This window comes from Paracoccus alcaliphilus (assembly GCF_028553725.1).
GTDB classification, from domain to species: Bacteria; Pseudomonadota; Alphaproteobacteria; order Rhodobacterales; family Rhodobacteraceae; genus Paracoccus; species Paracoccus alcaliphilus.
Map to the genome: position 1 here is coordinate 3,311,913 of NZ_CP067124.1, position 20,088 is coordinate 3,332,000.

The following is a 20,088-nucleotide window of genomic DNA, read 5'->3' on the forward strand; positions in this document are numbered from 1 at the left end:
ATTACCTCACCTGCGACAGGATAACTCGACAGGGGGTAAAGCAGGTGCGGATTGGGCGCCGCACACGGCAACGGCCGATGCGGGACAGCAACCGGCGTTGGCCTCGACCCCTAACGACGGAGGCGGCCAAGTCGCTCGGCGACGGCGACGCGGGCCGGTCAGATGAGTGAAGGTGCCCCGCGCACGGGGAAAGCGCGGGGCGGGCAGTAACGGCGCACCGGAAGGCAGCGCGCCGGGTTGGTAATATTCGCGCGCCTGGAATGTTCCCAGGTTGCTGCGGGTCATCCAGTGAAGCGGCAAAGGAAGTTGGATATTTGCACGCTGGGCGTTTCCTCTGTCAGAAACAGGCTGAAAGTGTTCAACTCGACGCCCCGCAACGTTCGTCGGTCAAGGACGATCGCCGTCGGCCCATATCCGCAAGTTATGGAAATGTGGTTCTCTGTGCAGATTTGCTTGCCGCTGCCGATCTGCATCCAATCCGCCCAGCGGGAAAGCGAAATGTCGGATAACGCCCGGCCGTCGGTCCACATCGTGAATGTCGGCTTGTGGTCACCGCCCAGCGGGATTTCCCGAACCTCGGGGTTTGCAGGGTCGTCATACGTCAATTCACGCGATGCGCCCCATTCGCAAGTCAGTTGGCGCGCCGGGGCTTCCGGCAGCGGCAGCATGACCTGTTCTGCGCTGACCGTGCCAACATGGCCGGCAAAAAGAACGTTAGCGCATATCGCCCAAAGCTTCGCTGTCCTTCGCATCGCCCCTCACCGCGTTACGCCGGCTTGATCGTGCGGCATCCGATATGCGGACGCAACGAATCGCGGACACATTTAGGCGCATGACCGATTGCACAGCGGCCAATCTCGCGCTCGCCGATGGCGCAAGCACGGGGCGACTGTCTCACTGACCAAGCCCAAGCGGGATGTCTCACGGCGAATGCAGATATGTCTCAAAAGAATGGTGTTGACGCATTGAGACAGTTCACCCTATAACGTCTTAGAACCTGTGAGACAGTATGAGGGATGGTAAAATGCTGATTGGATATGCCCGCACATCGACCCTGGACCAGAAGGCCGGACTGGACGCGCAAAAGCGCGATCTGGAAGCGGCAGGTTGCGAGCGCGTCTTTATCGAGGAAGTTTCTTCCGTGGACGTGGCGAAGCGTGAACAACTGGCCGCGGCTCTGGCCTTCGCCCGTCAGGGCGATACGTTGATTGTCACGAAGCTGGACCGGTTGGCGCGATCAGTCGCGCATCTGGTCGAGGTGCTGGCCCTTCTGGAAGGCAAGGGCGTGGCCTTGCGCATCCTCGCCATGGGCATTGATACGTCCACCCCCACCGGCAAGCTGATGTTGACCATTCTGGGCGGCGTTGCCGAGTTCGAGCGGGAAATCATGCTGGAACGCCAGCGCGAAGGGATCGCGAAGGCCAAAGCCGAAGGCAAATACAAGGGCCGCGCCCCGACCGCCCGCGCGAAAGCTGATGATGTGCTTGCCCTGCACCGCGATGGCATCGGCGGAACGGAAATCGCCCGCCGCCTCGGGATCGGCCGCGCCAGCGTCTACCGCATCCTGAACGATACCGCGAACGCCTGACACGCCCTCTCGATCGACCGCCACCCAATAAAAGGACAAAGCCAATGCACGACGAAAACCAATCTGCCGCACGCCGCGAAGCCTCGACCCTTCTTACCATCATGAACGAATTGGCCGAAGCAAAGGCCCAGCGCGATCAACTCGAAATCTGGTGGTCATTGGAAGACTTGGCCGGCTTGGCGCTGGACGCCAGCAATGCGTCCATTCGGAACCGCGCGCGTCGGATGCTGGACGGTTACCGCGATCAATACCGGGTCGAGGGTTGCACCGATCGCTTCAAGGCTCTCGACGTCTTCTGGAACCTGCCGCCCGCACCGTTCCCATATATCGAACCGGCAAACGACGATGCGGCACCGGGGACATGGGCCCTGTAGCGCGGCCCCTGCGCGGCGCTGGGCGGTTCCGCGGCCGCCTTGCGCGATCCTCGGCGCCCTCGCGTCCTGCGCCCTGCTGGGCGGCCCTGTGGCAGCTATGGCGCCGCCGCGGGGAAGGATTATCCGAACAGACCGTCTTCGCCGTCCTGGGCCTCCGCATCGAGCGCAGCCGACTGCTTTTGCAGATTGGCAATGTGCGCCTCGCCGTTGCGGATGAATTCGGCCAGTTCATCGGCCGTCATATCGCCCGGGTTCTTGTCGAGGCCGCCGCCGCCGTCCTTGGTATCGAACAGACCGGCGGCGCGGAATAAGGCCGAGCCGCAGGCCGCGCGCGCGGGCGCCGGGGCCTTCGGATCGCGGCAGACCTCCAACATCGCCTGAAAGGCAGCCGGGACGCCCTCCAGGTGGATGCGGTCCATGATGTCGCGCTTGGCGGCGCGGGGGGTTTTCTTTGCGGTCATCCGAAAATCCAATCTTCTGCAAGGTGGTCGTCAGCCACGGTTTCGGGTTGTGCCGGCGCCGTGCTGGCGGCTGCGGCTCGATCGGCGGCCTTGTCGTGTTCCGCCCACCGCGCGCGCGTCTCTGCGTTCTGCTGGCGCTCCAGCTTCTTGCGCTGGCGATACTCGGGCGTGCCCAGCGGCCGGTCGCGGTGCCATTTGTCATGTGCGGCCCGTTCCTCGGGCGTCATCCGGGCCAGTCGCTTTGCGCGGGCTTCCTGATCCTTGCGGGCCTTCCACAGCTTTGCCTCTGTTTTCGGCCATGCGTTCGGCGCGGATTTGTCCGGCAATTGCATCCGGTGCCAGTTCTTGCCTTTCGGCGTCTTGCCGCCATGATATTGGCAACGCCCATTCGCCAACGCCAGATGCCGGCAGGGCTGGCCGCTGTGTTTCGCGATGGCCCCGCATTTGGGCATCAGGTGCCGCTGGGCCGCCCGGCGGCGCAGAACTTCCCGGCCCGCAGCGATGAGCGCGGGCGGCGCGCTTTTCTTCTTTCGCTCTGTCATCCGTCGGCGTCCCTCGATGCCATAAAATAGAAACAATCTCATGAGGTATAACTATACCACACCGCTGGCGGCCATAGGAAGCCTTATGTTTGTTCGGTGCTGCGCGCCCAAATGACGGCCATGTCCCATCCCTTGCCAGCGGGTCCGAAAATCAACCAGTGGCCGTCTATCAAACCGATAAGATATGATTGGGCGCAGCCGCACTGGGTCGGGGGGCCTCTCTGGGGTAGCGAAGCGACCCCGACCCGGTGCGCGCAAGCCATCTCTTATATAGGGCAGCTTGCACTTGTGTTTGCAAGTCGGGGCTTTCTACTTGTTTAAATAAAATCAATAACTTACAAAGGAACTTGTTCTACTTGCAGGCCACTTGCAGGCCACTTGCACTTGCACTTACTTGCACAATGAAATCAATGACTTAGCCTAGGTCCGAAATCTACTTGCAGGCGACTTGCACGACATACAAACCTTAAATCGGCCTAAGATTTGTATGTCACAACGCTAAAATCCGCCCACAGAACGACGATCGCCGCGACGATGGCGGGAACCATCGACGCGGCGCATATCGCCTTGAAGGTGGTGGCGTGCGCTCCTGCGATCAGCCGAATACGCCCACGTCATCGAAAACACTGGCCGGATCAACCGGCACGAACTGCGGCACCAGCACTTTTGCCCGCTGACCTGGGCTTGTTTCGACGGTCACGATGCCTTCGGCCACCCAGCCATCAACCATTTCCTTTGCCCGATCGGCCTTAATGTCAAAGGCCCGGGCCATGATATAGCGGAAGCGCCGGGTGCGGTCGGTAACATTGTTCGCGTATAGCCATCCGCGCCCGGCGTCGTAATCGGCCTTCATAAGCTTCAGAACTTCCGGCGCCTGATCGGGACCGCCCTGCGCGGAAGCATCGGGCTTTCCCTTGTCGATCTGGTCTGTCCCGATATGGTCGAACACCAGCGACGACGGGATTTCGCCGTCTTCGTCGGCGGGTTCGTCCATGAGGACATGGTGGATCAATCTGTAAGGATAGGCGATGTTTTCGGGGCCATCCTTCTGTTTCACGACGGTTATAACACCTTCCAACGAACCTCGGGCACTTTCCATCCGTAGGGTGAAATCCACATCATTCCCGAAGGTGCCAGACCCCCGCATATTCTTGCTGTCATTCTTTGAGGGGTGATGAACAGCCATCACGCAACCGCCCAGATCACGTTTAAGCCGTCCGCAAGCGTTCACGAACAAGGATGCATCTGCCTGGCTGTTTTCATCCGCGCCGGCCATCGACTGCGACAACGTATCTACAATTATCAAGCTGGGCCTTGCCGACAAGCTTCTGGCGGTCCGTATCAGCCTGTCTATATTCTTGCTGTCCTTGAAATTAATCGCCATGTCGATGACGAACAATTTTTCATCCTGATAATCAGTAACGCCCCGTGCTTGTAGCCAAGCCTTGATCCGGGGTTTCAGCCCGGACGACCCTTCACCGGCGATATAGATGACGCTGCCGTCACCTGCCGGTTTGATCCTTCGGCCATGCCATTCCTTGAATTCGTGGACGATCGACATAGCCAAGTCGAAAGCCATGAATGACTTTTTCGACCCGGACGGCCCGAACAGTATCCCGACGCCTTCTTTAGGCAAGAATTCTTTGACCAAGAAAACCGGGCTCGGCCGGGTAATAATGTCGCTGATCCGCTGGACCGGATAGACGTCTTCGCCATCCTCGACGTCGGGGGCTCGATCCCGCTTCGCGATCTGGTCGAAGACAGTGGCCAGCGCCGTGTCGTCGGGGTCGTATTTCGCGGGGAACGGAATGGCGTTTGGGTTTTCGATCACTTCGAACAAGCCAATCACGCGTTTCGCCTGGTGCTTGTGCGACAACGCGGCCAGATCGGCGCCGGCTTCCTTCGCCAGTTTGAACAGTGTCGCCGCGGTTACGGGCGCGTGCTGCGAAACTTCAGACTTTCCAAAGCCGGCGAATTTCTCATAGACCAGACCTTCCTTGTAGCGGTGCGGCGCGCGGGCGCTCCATTCGTCCGCTATCGACACGCCCTCGTCGCCAAACTCATGGTGGATGGCCATCAGCACCGGATACCAATCGTCGTAAGAGACATCCGCGCTGATATGGGACAGGGCTTCCTCGACCTCGGCCATCGACCGTCCCGACGTTCCGTTCGGGTTGCCGAAAGTCTCGGCCGCCGTGCGCTCGGGGCGCTTCAGCCATTCCGGCGCCTGTGCGGGCGTCATATCGTTCTGAAACCGATAAACGCCCCCTTCAAATGCGGACGGCTCTGCGAGGATATAGCCCTGATGCTTGCCATCCACGCCTTTGCAGGGCTTGTCCCGGTAACGGGCGCCCGGCTCGGCCCGGAATATCAGATGCGTGCCACCACGGGCGCTGCGTTGCTCCAGTGTGGCCGGCACATCGCGACCGACGGCGAAGGTCGGCCATTCGCAATCATCCTTGTAAGCGTCGATGTCCACGGCCACCAGACCGGACAAGGAAAGCGCCAGCCCGATATTGGCATCCGGCCATCGCGTCCACCATGCCTTGATCTGATCGGTATCGGTGGACGCATCCTTGTAGCCGTGCCGTGTCAGCGGGCCCTTGGCGTTGGGCTCGACGGGCAAGACGTGGTAGCCGCGTTCGGCATAGGCCAGTGCGGCGGCGGCGAGACGATCTTCCGGCGTGACGTCGCCGGGGGTTTCATGCGGTTCTGCTGTATCAGCCATGTTATTCTTTCCGCGCCGGGCCGCAATCGCGCGAACCTCGGTCAGTTATGGTTTCGGGGCTTGGGCTCGGGGCGGTCAGATTTCAGGGACGGGGTTCAACCCGTCTGGGGCAGGCCATCGACGTCAAGGATTTCCAGCAGTTCCACGCGGGCCTTTGCGCCTGCCATGCGGGCGGCTTCGGCGTCAGCCATCCGCTTGATGCGCGCCGGCATCTTGCGATGTTCCACATAGCCCATGCCCTGAATGGCGTAAGCGCCGCAGCCTGCCGCATCGAGGCCAACAGCCAGCGCATAGACCGTGTTCGCGACATGTGGCTGTTGACCGGGGAAGCCCAGCGCCTCGCGCTCTGAAACCTGCATGACGAATGATTTGCCGCCGCGGCGGATCAGTTGCGCAAAAGCCCGTTCCAGGGCGCCGCGCGCCCGGCGGTTGTCCACCGTCACATTCTTCCCGGTTTCATCGCGACCGTAGCACGCGGCGGCCGCCAAAGACGCGGCGGTTTTGATTTGCGCACCGGAAATCCGGCGTTCGTTTCTATTGAGCATTTCTTGCCTCTTTACTTGCGGGCAAGGTGCAAATGGAATATATCAGCATCAGGAACACTGATAATGGCCGCCGCTCCTTGTCCCAGGGGTGGCGGTTTTCTTATTTTGCGGATTGCAAGTTCGCTTCTATAAAAGCGGCGACATCGCTGGCGCGATAACGGACCAGACGGCCAAACTTGACGTAGGGAATTCTGGCGCCGACCCAACGGTCACGCTCGAACCACTTTTCTGACAAGCGCGTATACTCTGATACCTCTTTCTGCGTCATCAGCCGCGGCACGGTTACCGTGGCAGGGTTCAGAGTTGCGGTTTCCTGTTTCATTTTTGTGCCCTTGCTGATTGCCCGTAATGGGCGGATGGCAGCATAAGGACATTTAGTTTCTAATTTGGGAACGTGGGGGCTGGTCAGGTTTCGGTCAGGTTTCCGGATGGGGTTTCCGCGCGAGAAACTCGGCTGTCATTTGTTTTTCAGCCTTAGAGGATCGCCCGCCAGAACGGGGCAATTGAATTTCTTCGGCTATCGATCGCCAGAATGCCTCGAAACTTTCGTCTGACGCGCCTGGGTAGCTGCGTCGATATTCTTCGGACACCAGGTCGCGCGTCGGTCGGCCGCCTTGCTCTCGCATTTCTCTGACCCAGAATTTGATTTCGTCACCTGTTGCGCGGCGGCCGTGGCGCAATTCATAAAGATCAGTTTTGCACGCCTGCCGGTCAAGCACGATCGGGCACCCGATAAAAGGACCGTGGCGGGCCGCGTGCTGAACTTCGCTTTCGTCCAGCCAATCTTCGGGTCCGCTGAAATCCTCCGGCTCGACCGCCCAACGTGCGGAACCAACCGTCCCGATTGTCAGGTCAAGCGCCATACCGACGGGCTGGGCCGGTTGGCACACCGTAAAGAGGGAAGGCCAAGCGGGAACGGTTGCGCCGCTGCCCAGCAGCACCCACGCGCGCCCCTGCGCGTGCTGCTGCACCAGGAAGGGCCAGACACGTTCGCAGGCCGACGCGGACAATGCGTGCTCATGTGCCTCGCGCGCTGCACATGCCGCGAAAATGTTGTCTGTCTCCGGTTCCTCGAAGGGCCGCGTATCGCGCAACGCCTCGATCACGCTTTCCATGAATTGCTGAACGTGAACCCATCCCGTTGCGCCCGTCATTCCTCGGCCTCCGCTTTTTCCTCTGGTGCCCGCAGCATGTGGTTTTCGATCTTCTGCATGGCCTCGCGCAGATCATCGAATTCCACATCCACATAGTCCGCGGTCACATCGTTGCCGCTGATGTGGTTGGTCAGACGCTTCACCTTGTAGGACGATATGTCCAGCTTGCTGGCGATGCTGGCGAAGGTGCGGCGCAGGTCATGGGCCGTCACCCATAACCCGGTGGCCGTCTCCAGTCGCTTCAATGCCGGCCGCAAGCTGAACGGCAAGGTGCCATCGGCCGCGCTGAAAACGAACTCGGCCCCAGCCCGCTTCTGGCGGTCCTTCAGCAGCGCCCTAAGCTGCGACGGCAAGGGCAATTCGTGATCCAGCCGGTTCTTGGTATCGGGGAACGTCACCTTGTCCTGTCGGAAATCCACGGCCGACCATCGCAAGGGCTCGTATCCGTCCGGTTTCGAGCCCAGCAACTCGCCGATGCGCGCGCCGGTCAGCAGCATGAACAGCAGCGCGTCGCGCATCTCTGATCCATGCGCCATGTCGTCCAGGCCGGTTTTCACGGCCTCGACCCACTCGGGAATGATCCGATCGGGGATGCGGCCCTTGGCCGGGCGCACATCGGCCCATTGGTTCGTCCGGTTCAACCGCGTGACCGGGTTGGTCTTGACGATCGGCGCCGCGCCTTCGTCGGTATCTGCGATCAGGTTGTTGATGGCCGCGCGGAAATACCGGAATGCCAGATTGGCCTGTGCCGGGCTGTCCTTGGCAATTTCCGCATGCCGTTCCTTCACCATGCTTTCGGTGATGTCGGTGACGGGCCGGGCCATCCAGTCGGGAAACTTGCGCTGCATAACCACGCGGATGTCGCGCTGCGTGCGGGCCTTCTTCAGCGCGCCCTTGCCGACCCCCTTCTTTTTCGGGGCGGCGATATAGGCCTCCATCGCTTCCGCCAGCGTGGTGGCCGCTCGGGCCTTGGCATCCCGCGCCTGCACCGGGTCCACTCCTTCCGCGAACTCGGCCGCCAGCACCGTGGCCTTCTTGCGGGCCGCCTCGGCGCTCATGTCGTCGGCCCGGCCGATCGTGACGCGGCGGGTCTTCGCCCCTGCCCTGCGCTGCATGATATACGCCTTCACGCCGCCCGGCGCGACGCGCAGACCGAAGCCGCGAATTTCGGTATCCCAGACCAGCACCTGCCGGGCGCCGTCCGCCTCGATCGCGGCCACGCTGGCCTTGGTCAGCTTCATTCTGTTTTGGCTCATGCCGCCCCGCGTGTAAGCAATTTGTAAGCACGATGCAGAGAAACAGCGCGTGCTGATGGCTGATACTTAGAACAAAAACAGACGCAATATCAAGATAATAAGTGCTTACACGGCGCCCAAAGTAAGCTTGAGAAGCCATAGAAAACGGACTGTAACTCCGCCGGGGAGACCCATGCCTGGTTCGATTCCAGGGTCGCCCACCATTTTCCCTAAAATCAAGTACTTAGATACTGCTTTCGCTTGGTGCGCCACACAAGTGAGCCACAACATGCGCATTACAGCGTATCTCAGCCGATCCCGGCACAGGGTGTTTTACTTCCGCTGGCCGATTCCTGCCTGCCTGCATCCTGACCAGAAGTGCAGCCATGTTCGGCTGTCCCTACGAACAAGATGCCCGGCCACCGCACAGCGGCTATCCCGTGCATTGGTGCTAGCTGGACAATCCGGCGTGACTTCGGCAATTGCTAAGAACATGCGATACGCAGAGATCAGGCAGCACGTGCTGGAGCATTTCAGGGGAATGCTGGAACGGTTCAAGGACGGCATTGCCGATGCCGGGCCGATAGAGGCAATGCGGCTGGATGCGCTCAAGGCGTCGCAGAGCCTCGCAGACGTCGATACCGATAGCTGGGCTGGGTTGGTGCATCCTGACGGGGCAGACGGCCTGCTGCGCGAGTTCTGCGCCTTGCGGGGCATCCCCGAGGATGATCTATCCGCAGACAATCGAGCTTGGCTGCTGGACGCTATGCGGCAAGGCCATCAGGCATTTGCTGATCGCGCCTTGGGGCATGTGGATACGCTCAACAGGTTCGATCTGGATATGCCGCCCCCGGATGCCGCCCATAGCAATGCTGATCCCGCCCCGGCAGTAGACAGCGCCAGTTATCACGATGTGCAAGACCAGTATTTCACGGAACTGGACAGGACGGGGCAGCTTGCTGCCAAGACAATGGCCTCCAAGCGCGAAGCACTCGCACTGCTGGGTGAGATCACAGACCACAAGCCCATCGCGGCCATGACCAAGGCTGACGCACGGCAGGTTAAAGATATCCTGCTGCGATACCCGAAGAACCGGAACAAGCTAGCTGCTACCAAGGACAAACCCCTGTCCGAGATACTGGACTTACCCGGCATTGAGACTATCGCACCCCGCACGGTGAATGCGAGTATCAGCAGCCTACAGACATTCTTTGGTTGGGCGGTATCGAACGGCCATGCTTCCGAGAACATCTTTGACGGCACCAGAGGACTCTGTTGCACAAATCGGGTGATGGCCGAGGTTCCCCCTTCCCCGGACGGACTTATCCCACAGCTTCCGTGACGGGTATGCCGAGCGCGGTGTAACCGTTCAGGACAGCGATACGGACCTGGAGTTCGGCGACCTGGCGGTCGAAGTCCCGCGCCATGAGGCGCTGGCCCAGCAGTTTCACACAATGCATCTTTGTTTCGATGCGGCTTCGGCGGTGATATCCGCTCCATCGTCGCCAGAGGGTGCGCCCCAGATATTTCGCGGCGCGAAGGGCTTCGTTTCGGGCCATGGCTCCGGCTGTGATAGCTTTCCAGGGCTTCGCGTTCTTGCGGGGCGGGATGACGGCATGAGCGCTGCGGTCGGCGATCGCATCGTGGCATTTACGCGTGTCGTAAGCGCCGTCGGCGGTGACGCTGCCGATCTCCTGGTCCTCCGGGATTTGACTGAGAAGATCGGGCAGAACGGGCGCATCACCGATGTGGCTCCCGGTGACCTCGACAGCCCTGACCTCCAGCGTTTGCTCGTCGATCCCGAGATGAATCTTGCGCCAGACACGCCGCTTCGGGCCACCGTGCTTGCGCGCATGCCACTCGCCTTCGCCCTCGACCTTGATGCCGGTGCTGTCTATCAGCAGGTGCAACGGCCCTTTGGAACCACGATACGGGATGTTCACGGCGAGGGTCTTCTGACGGCGGGACAGCGTGCTGAAATCCGGCACTGCCCAGTTCAGGCCGACCAGCTGCAGCAAGCTCTCGACGAACCCGGTCGTCTGCCGCAAGGCCATGCCGAACAACACCTTCATCGACAGGCACGTCTGGATCGCGGCATCGCTGTAGCTCTGCTGGCGGCCACGCCTGCCTGACGGCGCGGCATCCCAACTCATCTCGGGGTCAAACCAGATCGTCAGCGAGCCGCGGCGCTTGAGCGCTTCGTTATAGGCTGGCCAGTTCCTGGTCTTGTAGGTCGGGGGCTTGGGTCTGCTCATGAATCACAGCTACCACACTGGATTCACAAGATGAATCCCTCACGGGATTTGTGCAACAGAGCCTCATAGGTCGCTGAAAAGCGGAATCCATTTTGTCAACATAGCTTAAGCCGGCTTGCCCACCATGCGGCAAGAAAACCAATCCTGCAGGGCGAAGCGGAAACGGCCTGAAATTCGGCCGTTTCGCGGAACTCGGATATCATTCAGCCGATCACCCACGGAAGCCGGGGACGTGCCCTCTCATCCGCGCAACAGCCGGAACCTGCGGGCCAGCTCCCTTGTCGAGGCGTCATGTCCTACTGCGTCCTCACCCTTCAGCAGGGGCTCGACCTTCAGGGCCAGTTCCTTGCCCAGTTCCACCCCCCATTGGTCGAAACTGTTGATCCCCAGAATCACACCCTCGACAAAGACCCGATGCTCGTACAGCGCCACGATCTGCCCCAGCGCAAACGGCGTCAGCCGCTCGATCAGCAATGTGGTCGAGGGGCGGTTGCCGGGAAAGACCCGGTGGCGGGCCTGCCGCTCCAGCTCGGCCCCCTCCAGCCCCTTCGCCGCCATCAGCGCGCGGGCCTCGTCCAGCGAGCGGCCGCGCATCAGCGCCTCGGACTGCGCAAGGCAATTCGCGGCCAGCAGGATATGGTGATGGTCCAGCGCGTCCTCGTGCCCGCGCGCGGCAAGGATGAATTCGCAGGGGACCGGGGTCGTGCCCTGATGGATCAGCTGATAAAAGGCGTGCTGGCCGTTGGTGCCCGGCTCTCCCCAGACCACCGGGCCTGAAGGCAGGGTCAGATCGCTGCCGTCCATCGCCACCCGCTTGCCGTTCGATTCCATCTCGAGCTGTTGCAGATAGGCGGGCAGACGCAGCAGGCGGTTGTCATAGGGCAGCACGGCGCGGGTCGGGTATCCGCAGATCTGGTGGTGCCAGATGCCCACCAGCGCCAGCAGCACTGGCAGGTTTTCCGCCAGCGGCGCGCTGCGGAAATGCGCGTCCATCGCGGCACCCCCGGCAAGGAATTCGTCGAAGCGTTCCGGCCCGATGGCCAGCATCAGCGACAGCCCGATCGGGCCCCAGACCGAATAACGCCCGCCGACCCAATCCTCGAAACCGAAAACGCGCGAGGGGTCGATGCCGAAATCAGCCGTCCTGTCCAGCGCCGAGGACAGTGCCACGAATTGTGCCGCCGGGTCAGTGACGGACCCGGCCATCCAGTCGCGCGCGGTCGCGGCATTGGTCATCGTCTCGATGGTGGTGAAGGTTTTCGAGGCCACGATGACCAGCGTCGTGGCCGGGTCCAGCCCCTTCAGCTTGTCATGGATGTCGGCGCCGTCCACGTTCGACACGAAATGGCACCGCGGCCCGTCATGGTAGGGCGCCATCGCCAGCACCGCCATATAGGGGCCAAGGTCCGATCCGCCGATGCCGATATTGACCACATCGGTGATCCGCCCGCCCTGCCCCGCAAAGCGGCCCTCTCGCAGATCGCGGGCAAAAGCCGCCATGCGGTCATGGGTCGCGCGCACACCCCCGATCACGTCCTGACCATCGACCTGAACCGACGCCGACAGATTGCGCAGCGCGGTATGCAGCACGGCGCGGCCCTCGGTCTCGTTGATCTTCGCGCCGCTGAACATCGCCTCGCGCCGCGCCTCGACCCCGGCGCCAGCGGCCAGTTCCAGCAGCAGATCGCGTGCCCCCGCGTCGATCATCGTCTTCGACCAGTCCAGCAGCAACCCATCCGCGCTGGTCGAAAATTCTTCGGCGCGGGACGGGTCGGCCTGAAACAGCGACTCCATTCGCGTCTCGCCCTGCGCTGCACGGTGATCGGCAAGGCGTTCCCAGATCGTCGTCATGCGATCATCCTTCCTTCGTCAGATGGCACTTGTCGGATGGGCCTATTCGGCCCAATGCACGGTGGCGGCGTCCAGAAAGGCCCGGATCGGGGCCTCCAGCGGGTCCAGCTTCTGCGCCCGTTCCAGCGCCTCGCGCTTTTCCGGGCCCATGATCAGCAGATGCAGATGGATCGCCTTCGACAGGACCGGCCGGGTCAGGGTCAGGCGCGGCTCTTCGGCGCCCGGGGCGTGGATCGCCATCAGCGGCGGCGCATCGCTGGCCAGCGCCTCGGCCAGACGGTCGCCACCCGGAAACAGGCTGGCGGTGTGCATGTCATTGCCCATGCCCAGCAGCGCCACGGTGATCGGCAGATGCTCTGTGATCCGCTGCGACAGCGCGTCCGCCGCATCCTCGGGCCGCTCATCGCCGGTATAGAGGTCGATATGGCTGGCCGCCGCCGCCCGGTCGCGCAGCAGATGCCGCCGCAGCAGCCGCCCGTTCGAGCGTTTATGCTCGCCATCGACCCAGCGTTCATCGCCCAGAAAGATCGTCACCCGGTCCCAGTCGATATCCGCCCCGCTGAGGGTTTCGAAAACCGGAATCGGGCTGGTCCCGCCCGGCACGCAAAGCGAGGCCGTGGGGCTGGTGCGCAGATGCTGTCCCAGCTGCCCCGCGATCCGGTCGGCCACCGAAAGGGCCAGCATTTCCCGATCGGGATATTCCTTGAATTCCATGCTCATGCGCGGATCTCCCTCCATCGGCGGTTGTCGCGATGCATCAGGCGCAGCGCCTCTTCGGGCCCGGAAGAGCCCGCATCGTAAGGTTCGGGGCGCTGTTTGCCCTCTTCCCAGGCGGCGATGATGGGATCGGTCCAGGCCCATGCGGCCTCGACCTCGTCGCCGCGCATGAACAGGGTCTGGTTGCCCCGGATCACATCCATGATCAGCCGCTCATAGGCGTCCGGCATGTCCTGCCCATCCGGCCCCAGCGCATCGGCGAATGACATATCCAGCGGCACCTGCACCAGACGCATCCCCCCCGGACCCGGTTCCTTGATCATCACCTTCAGGTTCATACCTTCGTTCGGCTGCAACCGGATGACAAGCTCATTGGCCTTGGGCGTGCCGCTGTCGTCAAAGATCGAATGCGGCGGCTCCTTGAAGGTGATGGCGATCTCGCTGGTCCGTGCCCGCAGTTTCTTGCCGGTGCGCAGATAGAAGGGCGTGCCCTGCCAGCGCCAGTTGGAAATCCGCACCTTCATCGCGACATAGCTTTCGGTCCGCGAATGGCCGTCTCCCGCGTCCTGCGGATAGCCCGGCTCGTCCCCGTCGGCCTGATACTGGCCGCGCACGATATCGCCCGGCGCCAGCGGCTCCAGCGCACGGATCACCTTCAGCTTTTCATCGCGCACGGCGTCGGGATCGAAGTGATAGGGCGGTTCCATCGCGATCAGGCACAGAAGCTGCATCATGTGATTCTGCACCATGTCGCGGATCGCGCCGGACTTGTCGTAATAGCTGCCGCGCCCGGCCACGCCCACGGTCTCGGCCACGGTGATCTGCACATGGTCGATGAATTGCGCGTTCCACAACGGCTCGAACAGGACATTGGCAAAGCGCACGGCCATCAGGTTCTGGACGGTCTCCTTGCCCAGATAATGGTCGATGCGATAGATCTGATGTTCGTCGAAATGCTGCGCCAGCGTCTGGTTCAGGGCCTTGGCGCTGGACAGATCGCGGCCAAAGGGCTTTTCCACCACGATGCGGCTGTCGGCATCGGCGATCCCGTGCCCGGCCAGCCGTTCCGCAATATCCCCGAACAGCGCCGGCGCGACCGAGAAATAGAACGCCTGCACCACGCCGCCGCGCATCTTGCCCTTCAGCGCGGACCAGCCGCCCTCGCCCTGCGCGTCGATCGCGACATAGCTCAGATGGCGCAGGAAATCCTTCAGTTGCGGATCGTCGCGGGCCACGCCGCCGAATTCCGCAATCGCCGCCGCCGCCATGTCGCGAAAGGCCGCATCATCCTGTTCGGTCCGGGCGGCGCCGATGATCTGTGCCGATTCGGGCACCTGCCCCGCGACATAGCGTTTGAACAGCCCCGGAAGGATCTTGCGATGCGCCAGATCTCCGGTTGCGCCAAAGATCACAAGGTCGAAATCTTCGACCGGGATCACACGAGAGACCATGCTGTCCTCCTTGTCTGCTGGCCCCCGCATATCGTTTGTTAGCGATAACAACAAGTCCCTACCCCTTCAGCGCGCGCGCCAATCTGGGCAGTCGCGCCTTTTTCAGCATGCCGGTCAGATCCATCTCGCCGCCCAGCCGCGCCGCCTTGTCACGCGCCTTCTGCGCCGCGTGACGGACGGCTGCCGGGTCCAGATCCAGCAGGAAAGCATCGGGATGAACCGCCCTCAGCCCCAACCCGGCCATCAGCCCGCGCGGAAAGTCGCGCAGATTGGCGGTGACGATCAGCCCGGCGCGGCCCGCCAGCGCCGCCTCGACCACATGCGCATCCGCCGGATCGGGCAGATCCAGGCCCAGCACGATGCCCGCCGGATCGACACAGGCATCGGGAAAACGGTCCTGCAACAGCGCGATCTCGGCCCCCGCGACCGATGCGATATCGGGGCCGGAACGGGCCGCGACATGACGCCACTCGTCCAAAATGCGCGGCGACCACAGCGGCTGATACACTCCCGCCGCCGCGACATCGGTCAGGATCTCTCGCAGGATGGTTGGGAACAGGACATTGGCGTCCAGAACCGCCCTCATCCGTCCAGCCGGAAGAACAGCGCCTTGAGATATCCGGTCTCGGCCAGTTGCGGCAGGGTGGGATGGTCCGGGCCGGCCTGCCCGCTGTGGATCAGCACCCCGCGCCGCCCGCCACGCCCGATCCCGCGCGCGCTGACGTTGCGGAACGCGCTCAGATCGGCGGAATGGCTGCAACTGCACAGCGCCAGATAGCCCCCCGGCGCCACCAGCGGCGCGGCCAGCTTTGCCACCCGCTCATAGGCCCGCAACCCCGCCTCCAGTGCCGGTTTCGAAGGCGCGAAAGCAGGCGGATCGCAGACAACCAGATCAAAGCGGCGACCCTCGCCCGCCAGTTCCTCCATCGCGCCAAAGGCGTCCGAGCGCATCACCGCCAGTCGCGCGCCCACCCCCATCGCCTGCGCGCCCCCGGCGGCCAGTTCCAGCGCGGCGGCGCTGCCATCGACACAGGTCGCATGCTCTGCCCCCGCCGCCAGCGCGGCCAGCCCGAAGCCGCCCACATGGCTGAACACATCCAGCACCCGCGCACCCTTCGCCAGACGCTGCGCAAATGCCTGGTTCGGCCGCTGGTCATAGAACAGCCCGGTTTTCTGCCCACCCATCAGATCGGCCAGATAGGTCGCGCCATTCATCGCGACCTGCACCGGTCCCGCAGGGGCCTGCCCGCGCAGAACCTCCATCCGCTCGCCCAGCCCTTCCAGCCCGCGCGCCCGCCCCTGCCCGTTCAGGATCACCGTCCCGACCCCGGTGATATCGGCCAGCGCCCCGGCAATCTCCTCGGCCATTCCATCGGCCCATGCCGCATTGGGCTGGATTACGGCCGCATCGCCGAAACGGTCGATCACCAGCCCCGGCAATCCATCCGCCTCGGCATGCACCAGCCGATAGAAGGGCGCATCATACAGCCGCTGCCGCATCGCCAGCGCCCGCCCGATCCGCGCCCGCAGCCAATCGCCATCAATCCGCGCGCCCTCGTCCATATCCATCATCCGCGCGACGATCTTCGACAGCGGATTGACCGTGACCAGCCCCAGCGGCCTGCGCTCCGCATCCTCCAGCATGGCGAAACTGCCCGGCGGCAGCCCGCGCGTCCGCCGGTCCAGCACCACCTCATCGGCAAAGACCCAGGGAAAGCCGTGACGGATCGCCTGCGGCTTCGATTTCGGACGCAGACGGATAACGGGCAATTCGCTCATGACAGATTTCCTTTCCCCGCCGATCTGACACGCCCCCCGCCCGCATACAAGCCACCTGCCCCATCTCTGGTGTCCAAATATCCAGCCGACAGGTCAGCCCCCCAAAACCCGCCGCCCATTTTCAGCGTCGAACCGGATCACGCCCCAAAACATCAGGGAATGGTTGAACCGTTATCGCTAACGGTCTATATTCCGGCGCAAGAGCCAGAGGAGCCAGCCATGTCCCTTCACGCCACGATCGACCGCGTCACCGACAGGATCCGCGAGCGTTCGGCGAAATCCCGCAGCGCCTATCTCGCCAAGATCGCAAGGGCCGCCGAGGAAGGCCCGCGCCGCGCCCATCTGTCCTGCGGCAATCAGGCCCATGCCTATGCCGCCATGCCCGACAAGCAGGACATGGCCACCACCCACAAACCCAATATCGGCATCGTCACCGCCTATAACGACATGCTTTCGGCGCATCAGCCCTATGAGCGCTTCCCCGACCTGATCCGGCAGGCGGGTCATGCAGCGGGCGCGACGGTGCAGGTCGCGGGCGGCGTGCCTGCCATGTGCGACGGCGTTACGCAGGGCCGTCCGGGGATGGAACTGTCGCTGTTTTCCCGCGACGTGATCGCGCTGGCAACCGGGGTTGCGCTCTCGCATGACTGTTTCGACGCGGCGCTCTATCTGGGCGTTTGCGACAAGATCGTGCCGGGGCTGGTCATCGCGGCGGCGACCTTCGGCCATATCCCCGCCGTCTTCATCCCGGCAGGGCCCATGCCCTCGGGCCTGCCCAATGACGAGAAATCAAAGGTCCGCCAGCAATTCGCCACCGGAGAGGTCGGCCGCGATGCGCTGATGGCGGCCGAGATGGCCTCCTATCACAGCCCCGGCACCTGCACCTTCTACGGCACCGCGAACAGCAACCAGATGCTGATGGAGTTCATGGGCCTGCACCTGCCCGGCTCCAGCTTCGTCAACCCGAACACGCCCTTGCGCGACGCACTGACGGTGGCCGGGGTCGAACGCGCCGCCGGCATCACCCGGCTGGGCAATGATTATCTGCCCGCGGGCGAGGTGCTGGACGAACGCGCCTTCGTCAACGGCATTGCCGGGCTGATGGCGACGGGCGGCTCGACCAATCTGGTGCTGCATCTGCCCGCCATTGCCCGCGCGGCGGGCGTCCTGCTGGATATCGAGGATTTCCACGACATCTCGGAATCGGTGCCACTGATGGCGCGGGTCTATCCCAACGGTCTGGCCGATGTGAACCATTTTCACGCCGCAGGCGGGCTTGGCTACATGATCGGCCGGTTGCTCGATGCCGGGCTGCTGCATCCCGACGTGAAAACCATCAACGGCACCGGACTGGACGGCTATACCGCCGAGCCGAAACTCGACGGCACCCGCATCCGCTGGGAAAAGGGCGCCCGCGAATCCCTGAACGACCGGATCCTGCGCCCCGCCACCGACCCCTTCGCGCAGACCGGCGGGCTGAAGCAGCTTCAGGGCAATCTGGGCCGGGGCGTCATCAAGGTCAGCGCCGTCGCCCCCGAACGCCATATCATCGAGGCGAAGGCCCGCGTCTTCAGCGACCAGGAACAGGTCAAGACCGCCTTCAAGGCAAACGAATTCACCGAGGACACCATCGTCGTCGTCCGCTTCCAGGGGCCGCGCGCCAACGGCATGCCGGAACTGCATTCGCTGACCCCGACGCTGGCGGTGTTGCAGGATCGCGGCCTCAGGGTCGCCCTGCTGACCGATGGCCGCATGTCGGGCGCCTCGGGCAAGGTCCCCGCCGCCATCCATGTCTCGCCCGAGGCTTCGGTCGGTGGCCCGCTGGCCCGGCTGCGCGACGGCGACCTGATCCGCCTCGACGCGATCACCGGCCAGATCGACTGCCTCGCCCCGGATTTTGAGAGCCGCCAGCCCGCCACGTTCGATCCCGCCACAAGCAGCGAAGGCATGGGTCGCGAACTCTTCGCCGCCTTCCGCGCCGTCGCCGGCCCCGCCACCGAAGGCGCAGGCGTCGTCGTCTGATCCTGCCTATCACTGGTGCCAAAATATCCCGGGGGAGCGAAAGCCGCCCCCATCGAGGGGGCGGCTTTCGCGGGGGCAGAGCCCCCCTGCCTCAGGCCGCCGCCGCCACCTCGCATACCGCACGTCGCAGATAGCCAGCAAAATCGGCCGCCTCGCGCCGGGCGGGACCATCTGCGACATAGACGTTCAGCCAGGTCGGCGGCAAAGGCGGCAGCGCGCCGCCATGATCGACCGGCGCCAGACCCGATTGCGAAATACCGCGCGGCAGGATGGTGATCCCCAGATCCGCCGCCGCGCTGACCTTCCATGTGTCGCTGCCGCCTTCGGCCACGCCCTGCGCCCATTCGATCCCGGCGCGATCCAGCGCCGCCATCCCGATCGAGTAATAGGCGCAATGCGGCGAGTTCGCGATCGGCAGCGGCCGCTGCGTCCAAGCCTGCCCTCCGATCGCACCGAACCACGCCAGATCGACCTTGGCCAGGTGGATCGCCCCCGGCGGCGCCTCGAATTCCGTGGTCAGGATCACGTCATGCTCGCCCCGCTTCATCTGTTCGCGCAGATCCTTGCTGCGGGCATCGTTGATGATCAGCGCAACTCGGGGATTGTTCTGGCGGAAATCCCGGACCGCCTGCGCCACCTTGGCAAACAGCCAGTCGCTGGTCAGCCCGACACGCAGCCGTCCCTCGGGCCGGGCATCGGTAAACCGCGCCAGAATCGCATCGTTCAGCGCCACCAGCTTGCGCCCCTCGATCAGCATCTCGGTGGCGAAATCCGAGACGATCACGCCGCGCCCCTGCTTGATCAGCATCGCCTCGCCGAACAGCTCCTCCAGCCGCTTCATCTGCATCGACAGCGCGCTTTGCGTCATGTTCAGCGCCTCGGCCGCGCGGGTGACCGAGCCATATTCGGCCACCGCCTGCAACGACCGGATCGTCGCGATATCGAGATTTCGCATCCTTCAATCCCCCTGATGGTTCGGATCAAAATCATTCGTTTCACAAATATCACTACCCCGCCTATCTATCAACAACGCAGATGATACGCACACAACAAATCATCACCATTGATGATATCCATCATCGGAGTTGAACCATGGCACAGAATTCCCTTGCCGCCGCACATCCCGCGACCCGTCCGGGTATCCTGCCGCGCAAAGGCTGGCGCGCGCGCCTGCTGACCATGCTGGATCTGCGGCGCAGCCGTCTCGATCTGGAACATCTCGAAGACAGCCGGCTCGGCGACATCGGCCTGACCCGCGACCAAGCCCGGGCCGAGGCCGGACGCCCCGTCTGGGACGTGCCCGCCAACTGGCGCCGCTGAGGCCCGCGACAGGAAAACCCCACCCGCTATCTGGACGGGGTGGCACCGCCCGCGCTAGGGTCGCAC

The 20,088-nt window shown here is 63.2% G+C and carries 20 protein-coding genes; 5 read left to right on the forward strand and 15 right to left on the reverse strand.

Translation table 11 applies throughout. From position 1 onward, the window contains the following. Positions 1–281: 281 nt before the first annotated feature. Positions 282–752: a hypothetical protein gene (locus JHW40_RS17180; RefSeq protein ID WP_090611058.1), complete on the reverse strand. Its 471-nt coding sequence runs from the start codon at positions 750–752 to the stop codon at positions 282–284. A 272-nt stretch (positions 753–1,024) separates the two neighbouring features. Here JHW40_RS17180 and JHW40_RS17185 point away from each other — a divergent pair, with 272 nt between their 5' ends. Next, positions 1,025–1,588, forward strand: coding sequence for a recombinase family protein (locus tag JHW40_RS17185; protein ID WP_090611059.1), 564 nt, complete (start codon positions 1,025–1,027; stop codon positions 1,586–1,588). A gap of 44 nt (positions 1,589–1,632) precedes the next feature. After that, on the forward strand, positions 1,633–1,962 hold the full coding sequence (locus JHW40_RS17190; protein ID WP_090611060.1) for a hypothetical protein: 330 nt from the start codon (positions 1,633–1,635) through the stop codon (positions 1,960–1,962). 119 nt (positions 1,963–2,081) lie between these two features. On the opposite strand, the gene JHW40_RS17195 is transcribed toward JHW40_RS17190, so the two are convergent. The 7 genes from JHW40_RS17195 to JHW40_RS17225 form a co-directional block, all read right to left on the reverse strand. Then, positions 2,082–2,423, reverse strand: coding sequence for a hypothetical protein (locus JHW40_RS17195; RefSeq protein WP_090611061.1), 342 nt, complete (start codon positions 2,421–2,423; stop codon positions 2,082–2,084). After that, positions 2,420–2,965 (reverse strand): hypothetical protein, encoded by a 546-nt coding sequence (locus JHW40_RS17200; protein WP_139208118.1) that lies wholly within the window; start codon positions 2,963–2,965, stop codon positions 2,420–2,422. The genes JHW40_RS17195 and JHW40_RS17200 overlap by 4 nt, the downstream gene beginning before the upstream one ends. A gap of 595 nt (positions 2,966–3,560) precedes the next feature. Next, positions 3,561–5,693, reverse strand: coding sequence for a bifunctional DNA primase/polymerase (locus JHW40_RS17205; RefSeq protein WP_090611063.1), 2,133 nt, complete (start codon positions 5,691–5,693; stop codon positions 3,561–3,563). Positions 5,694–5,788: 95 nt separating this feature from the next. Beyond that, positions 5,789–6,130: a hypothetical protein gene (locus JHW40_RS17210; protein ID WP_170851760.1), complete on the reverse strand. Its 342-nt coding sequence runs from the start codon at positions 6,128–6,130 to the stop codon at positions 5,789–5,791. 208 nt (positions 6,131–6,338) lie between these two features. After that, positions 6,339–6,560: a helix-turn-helix transcriptional regulator gene (locus tag JHW40_RS17215; protein WP_090611065.1), complete on the reverse strand. Its 222-nt coding sequence runs from the start codon at positions 6,558–6,560 to the stop codon at positions 6,339–6,341. 94 nt (positions 6,561–6,654) lie between these two features. Next, positions 6,655–7,392, reverse strand: coding sequence for a hypothetical protein (locus JHW40_RS17220; protein ID WP_090611066.1), 738 nt, complete (start codon positions 7,390–7,392; stop codon positions 6,655–6,657). Continuing rightward, positions 7,389–8,648: a tyrosine-type recombinase/integrase gene (locus JHW40_RS17225; RefSeq protein ID WP_090611067.1), complete on the reverse strand. Its 1,260-nt coding sequence runs from the start codon at positions 8,646–8,648 to the stop codon at positions 7,389–7,391. The genes JHW40_RS17220 and JHW40_RS17225 overlap by 4 nt, the downstream gene beginning before the upstream one ends. A 172-nt stretch (positions 8,649–8,820) precedes the next feature. Here JHW40_RS17225 and JHW40_RS17230 point away from each other — a divergent pair, with 172 nt between their 5' ends. Then, positions 8,821–9,969 carry a DUF6538 domain-containing protein gene (locus tag JHW40_RS17230; RefSeq protein WP_139208119.1) on the forward strand — a complete coding sequence of 383 codons (1,149 nt, stop codon included), beginning with the start codon at positions 8,821–8,823 and terminating at the stop codon, positions 9,967–9,969. Here the strand turns inward: JHW40_RS17230 and JHW40_RS17235 are convergent. From JHW40_RS17235 to JHW40_RS17260, 6 genes are all read right to left on the reverse strand, one after another. Further along, entirely contained in the window at positions 9,950–10,882 is a 933-nt protein-coding gene (locus JHW40_RS17235; protein WP_076612002.1) for an IS5-like element ISPlc1 family transposase, read from the reverse strand. The two genes, JHW40_RS17230 and JHW40_RS17235, sit on opposite strands and share 20 nt — an antisense overlap. Before the next feature lie 240 nt (positions 10,883–11,122). Further along, a complete protein-coding gene (gene pgi / locus JHW40_RS17240; protein WP_090615465.1) occupies positions 11,123–12,733 on the reverse strand; it encodes a glucose-6-phosphate isomerase in 1,611 nt (536 codons plus the stop codon). 42 nt (positions 12,734–12,775) lie between these two features. Further along, positions 12,776–13,447 (reverse strand): 6-phosphogluconolactonase, encoded by a 672-nt coding sequence (pgl, locus tag JHW40_RS17245; protein ID WP_170851907.1) that lies wholly within the window; start codon positions 13,445–13,447, stop codon positions 12,776–12,778. 2 nt (positions 13,448–13,449) lie between these two features. Next, a complete protein-coding gene (zwf, locus tag JHW40_RS17250) occupies positions 13,450–14,901 on the reverse strand; it encodes a glucose-6-phosphate dehydrogenase (RefSeq protein ID WP_090615472.1) in 1,452 nt (483 codons plus the stop codon). Between the two features lie 58 nt (positions 14,902–14,959). Further along, positions 14,960–15,487 carry an RSP_2648 family PIN domain-containing protein gene (locus JHW40_RS17255; protein ID WP_090615476.1) on the reverse strand — a complete coding sequence of 176 codons (528 nt, stop codon included), beginning with the start codon at positions 15,485–15,487 and terminating at the stop codon, positions 14,960–14,962. After that, positions 15,484–16,680, reverse strand: coding sequence for an RSP_2647 family RNA methyltransferase (locus JHW40_RS17260; protein ID WP_090615480.1), 1,197 nt, complete (start codon positions 16,678–16,680; stop codon positions 15,484–15,486). Before JHW40_RS17260 ends, JHW40_RS17255 begins: the two co-directional genes overlap by 4 nt. A gap of 219 nt (positions 16,681–16,899) precedes the next feature. On the opposite strand from JHW40_RS17260, the gene edd reads away from it, so the two are divergent. Further along, a complete protein-coding gene (gene edd, locus JHW40_RS17265) occupies positions 16,900–18,702 on the forward strand; it encodes a phosphogluconate dehydratase (RefSeq protein ID WP_090615483.1) in 1,803 nt (600 codons plus the stop codon). A gap of 91 nt (positions 18,703–18,793) precedes the next feature. Here the strand turns inward: edd and JHW40_RS17270 are convergent, their stop codons facing one another. After that, positions 18,794–19,657, reverse strand: a complete 864-nt coding sequence (locus JHW40_RS17270; protein WP_090615486.1) for a LysR family transcriptional regulator — start codon at positions 19,655–19,657, stop codon at positions 18,794–18,796. Positions 19,658–19,794: 137 nt separating this feature from the next. On the opposite strand from JHW40_RS17270, the gene JHW40_RS17275 reads away from it, so the two are divergent. Next, positions 19,795–20,022, forward strand: a complete 228-nt coding sequence (locus JHW40_RS17275; protein ID WP_170851905.1) for a DUF1127 domain-containing protein — start codon at positions 19,795–19,797, stop codon at positions 20,020–20,022. Positions 20,023–20,088 lie beyond the last annotated feature (66 nt).

What these genes read in the sequence shown, in the direction of transcription:
- JHW40_RS17180 (WP_090611058.1), bottom strand. Translation starts at nt 752, where the DNA reads ATGCGAAGGACAGCGAAGCTTTGGGCGATATGCGCTAACGTTCTTTTT.
- JHW40_RS17185 (WP_090611059.1), top strand. Translation starts at nt 1,025, where the DNA reads ATGCTGATTGGATATGCCCGCACATCGACCCTGGACCAGAAGGCCGGA.
- JHW40_RS17190 (WP_090611060.1), top strand. Translation starts at nt 1,633, where the DNA reads ATGCACGACGAAAACCAATCTGCCGCACGCCGCGAAGCCTCGACCCTT.
- JHW40_RS17195 (WP_090611061.1), bottom strand. Translation starts at nt 2,423, where the DNA reads ATGACCGCAAAGAAAACCCCCCGCGCCGCCAAGCGCGACATCATGGAC.
- JHW40_RS17200 (WP_139208118.1), bottom strand. Translation starts at nt 2,965, where the DNA reads ATGACAGAGCGAAAGAAGAAAAGCGCGCCGCCCGCGCTCATCGCTGCG.
- JHW40_RS17205 (WP_090611063.1), bottom strand. Translation starts at nt 5,693, where the DNA reads ATGGCTGATACAGCAGAACCGCATGAAACCCCCGGCGACGTCACGCCG.
- JHW40_RS17215 (WP_090611065.1), bottom strand. Translation starts at nt 6,560, where the DNA reads ATGAAACAGGAAACCGCAACTCTGAACCCTGCCACGGTAACCGTGCCG.
- JHW40_RS17220 (WP_090611066.1), bottom strand. Translation starts at nt 7,392, where the DNA reads ATGACGGGCGCAACGGGATGGGTTCACGTTCAGCAATTCATGGAAAGC.
- JHW40_RS17225 (WP_090611067.1), bottom strand. Translation starts at nt 8,648, where the DNA reads ATGAGCCAAAACAGAATGAAGCTGACCAAGGCCAGCGTGGCCGCGATC.
- JHW40_RS17230 (WP_139208119.1), top strand. Translation starts at nt 8,821, where the DNA reads ATGCCTGGTTCGATTCCAGGGTCGCCCACCATTTTCCCTAAAATCAAG.
- JHW40_RS17235 (WP_076612002.1), bottom strand. Translation starts at nt 10,882, where the DNA reads ATGAGCAGACCCAAGCCCCCGACCTACAAGACCAGGAACTGGCCAGCC.
- pgi (WP_090615465.1), bottom strand. Translation starts at nt 12,733, where the DNA reads ATGACGACGATCTGGGAACGCCTTGCCGATCACCGTGCAGCGCAGGGC.
- pgl (WP_170851907.1), bottom strand. Translation starts at nt 13,447, where the DNA reads ATGGAATTCAAGGAATATCCCGATCGGGAAATGCTGGCCCTTTCGGTG.
- zwf (WP_090615472.1), bottom strand. Translation starts at nt 14,901, where the DNA reads ATGGTCTCTCGTGTGATCCCGGTCGAAGATTTCGACCTTGTGATCTTT.
- JHW40_RS17255 (WP_090615476.1), bottom strand. Translation starts at nt 15,487, where the DNA reads ATGAGGGCGGTTCTGGACGCCAATGTCCTGTTCCCAACCATCCTGCGA.
- JHW40_RS17260 (WP_090615480.1), bottom strand. Translation starts at nt 16,680, where the DNA reads ATGAGCGAATTGCCCGTTATCCGTCTGCGTCCGAAATCGAAGCCGCAG.
- edd (WP_090615483.1), top strand. Translation starts at nt 16,900, where the DNA reads ATGTCCCTTCACGCCACGATCGACCGCGTCACCGACAGGATCCGCGAG.
- JHW40_RS17270 (WP_090615486.1), bottom strand. Translation starts at nt 19,657, where the DNA reads ATGCGAAATCTCGATATCGCGACGATCCGGTCGTTGCAGGCGGTGGCC.
- JHW40_RS17275 (WP_170851905.1), top strand. Translation starts at nt 19,795, where the DNA reads ATGGCACAGAATTCCCTTGCCGCCGCACATCCCGCGACCCGTCCGGGT.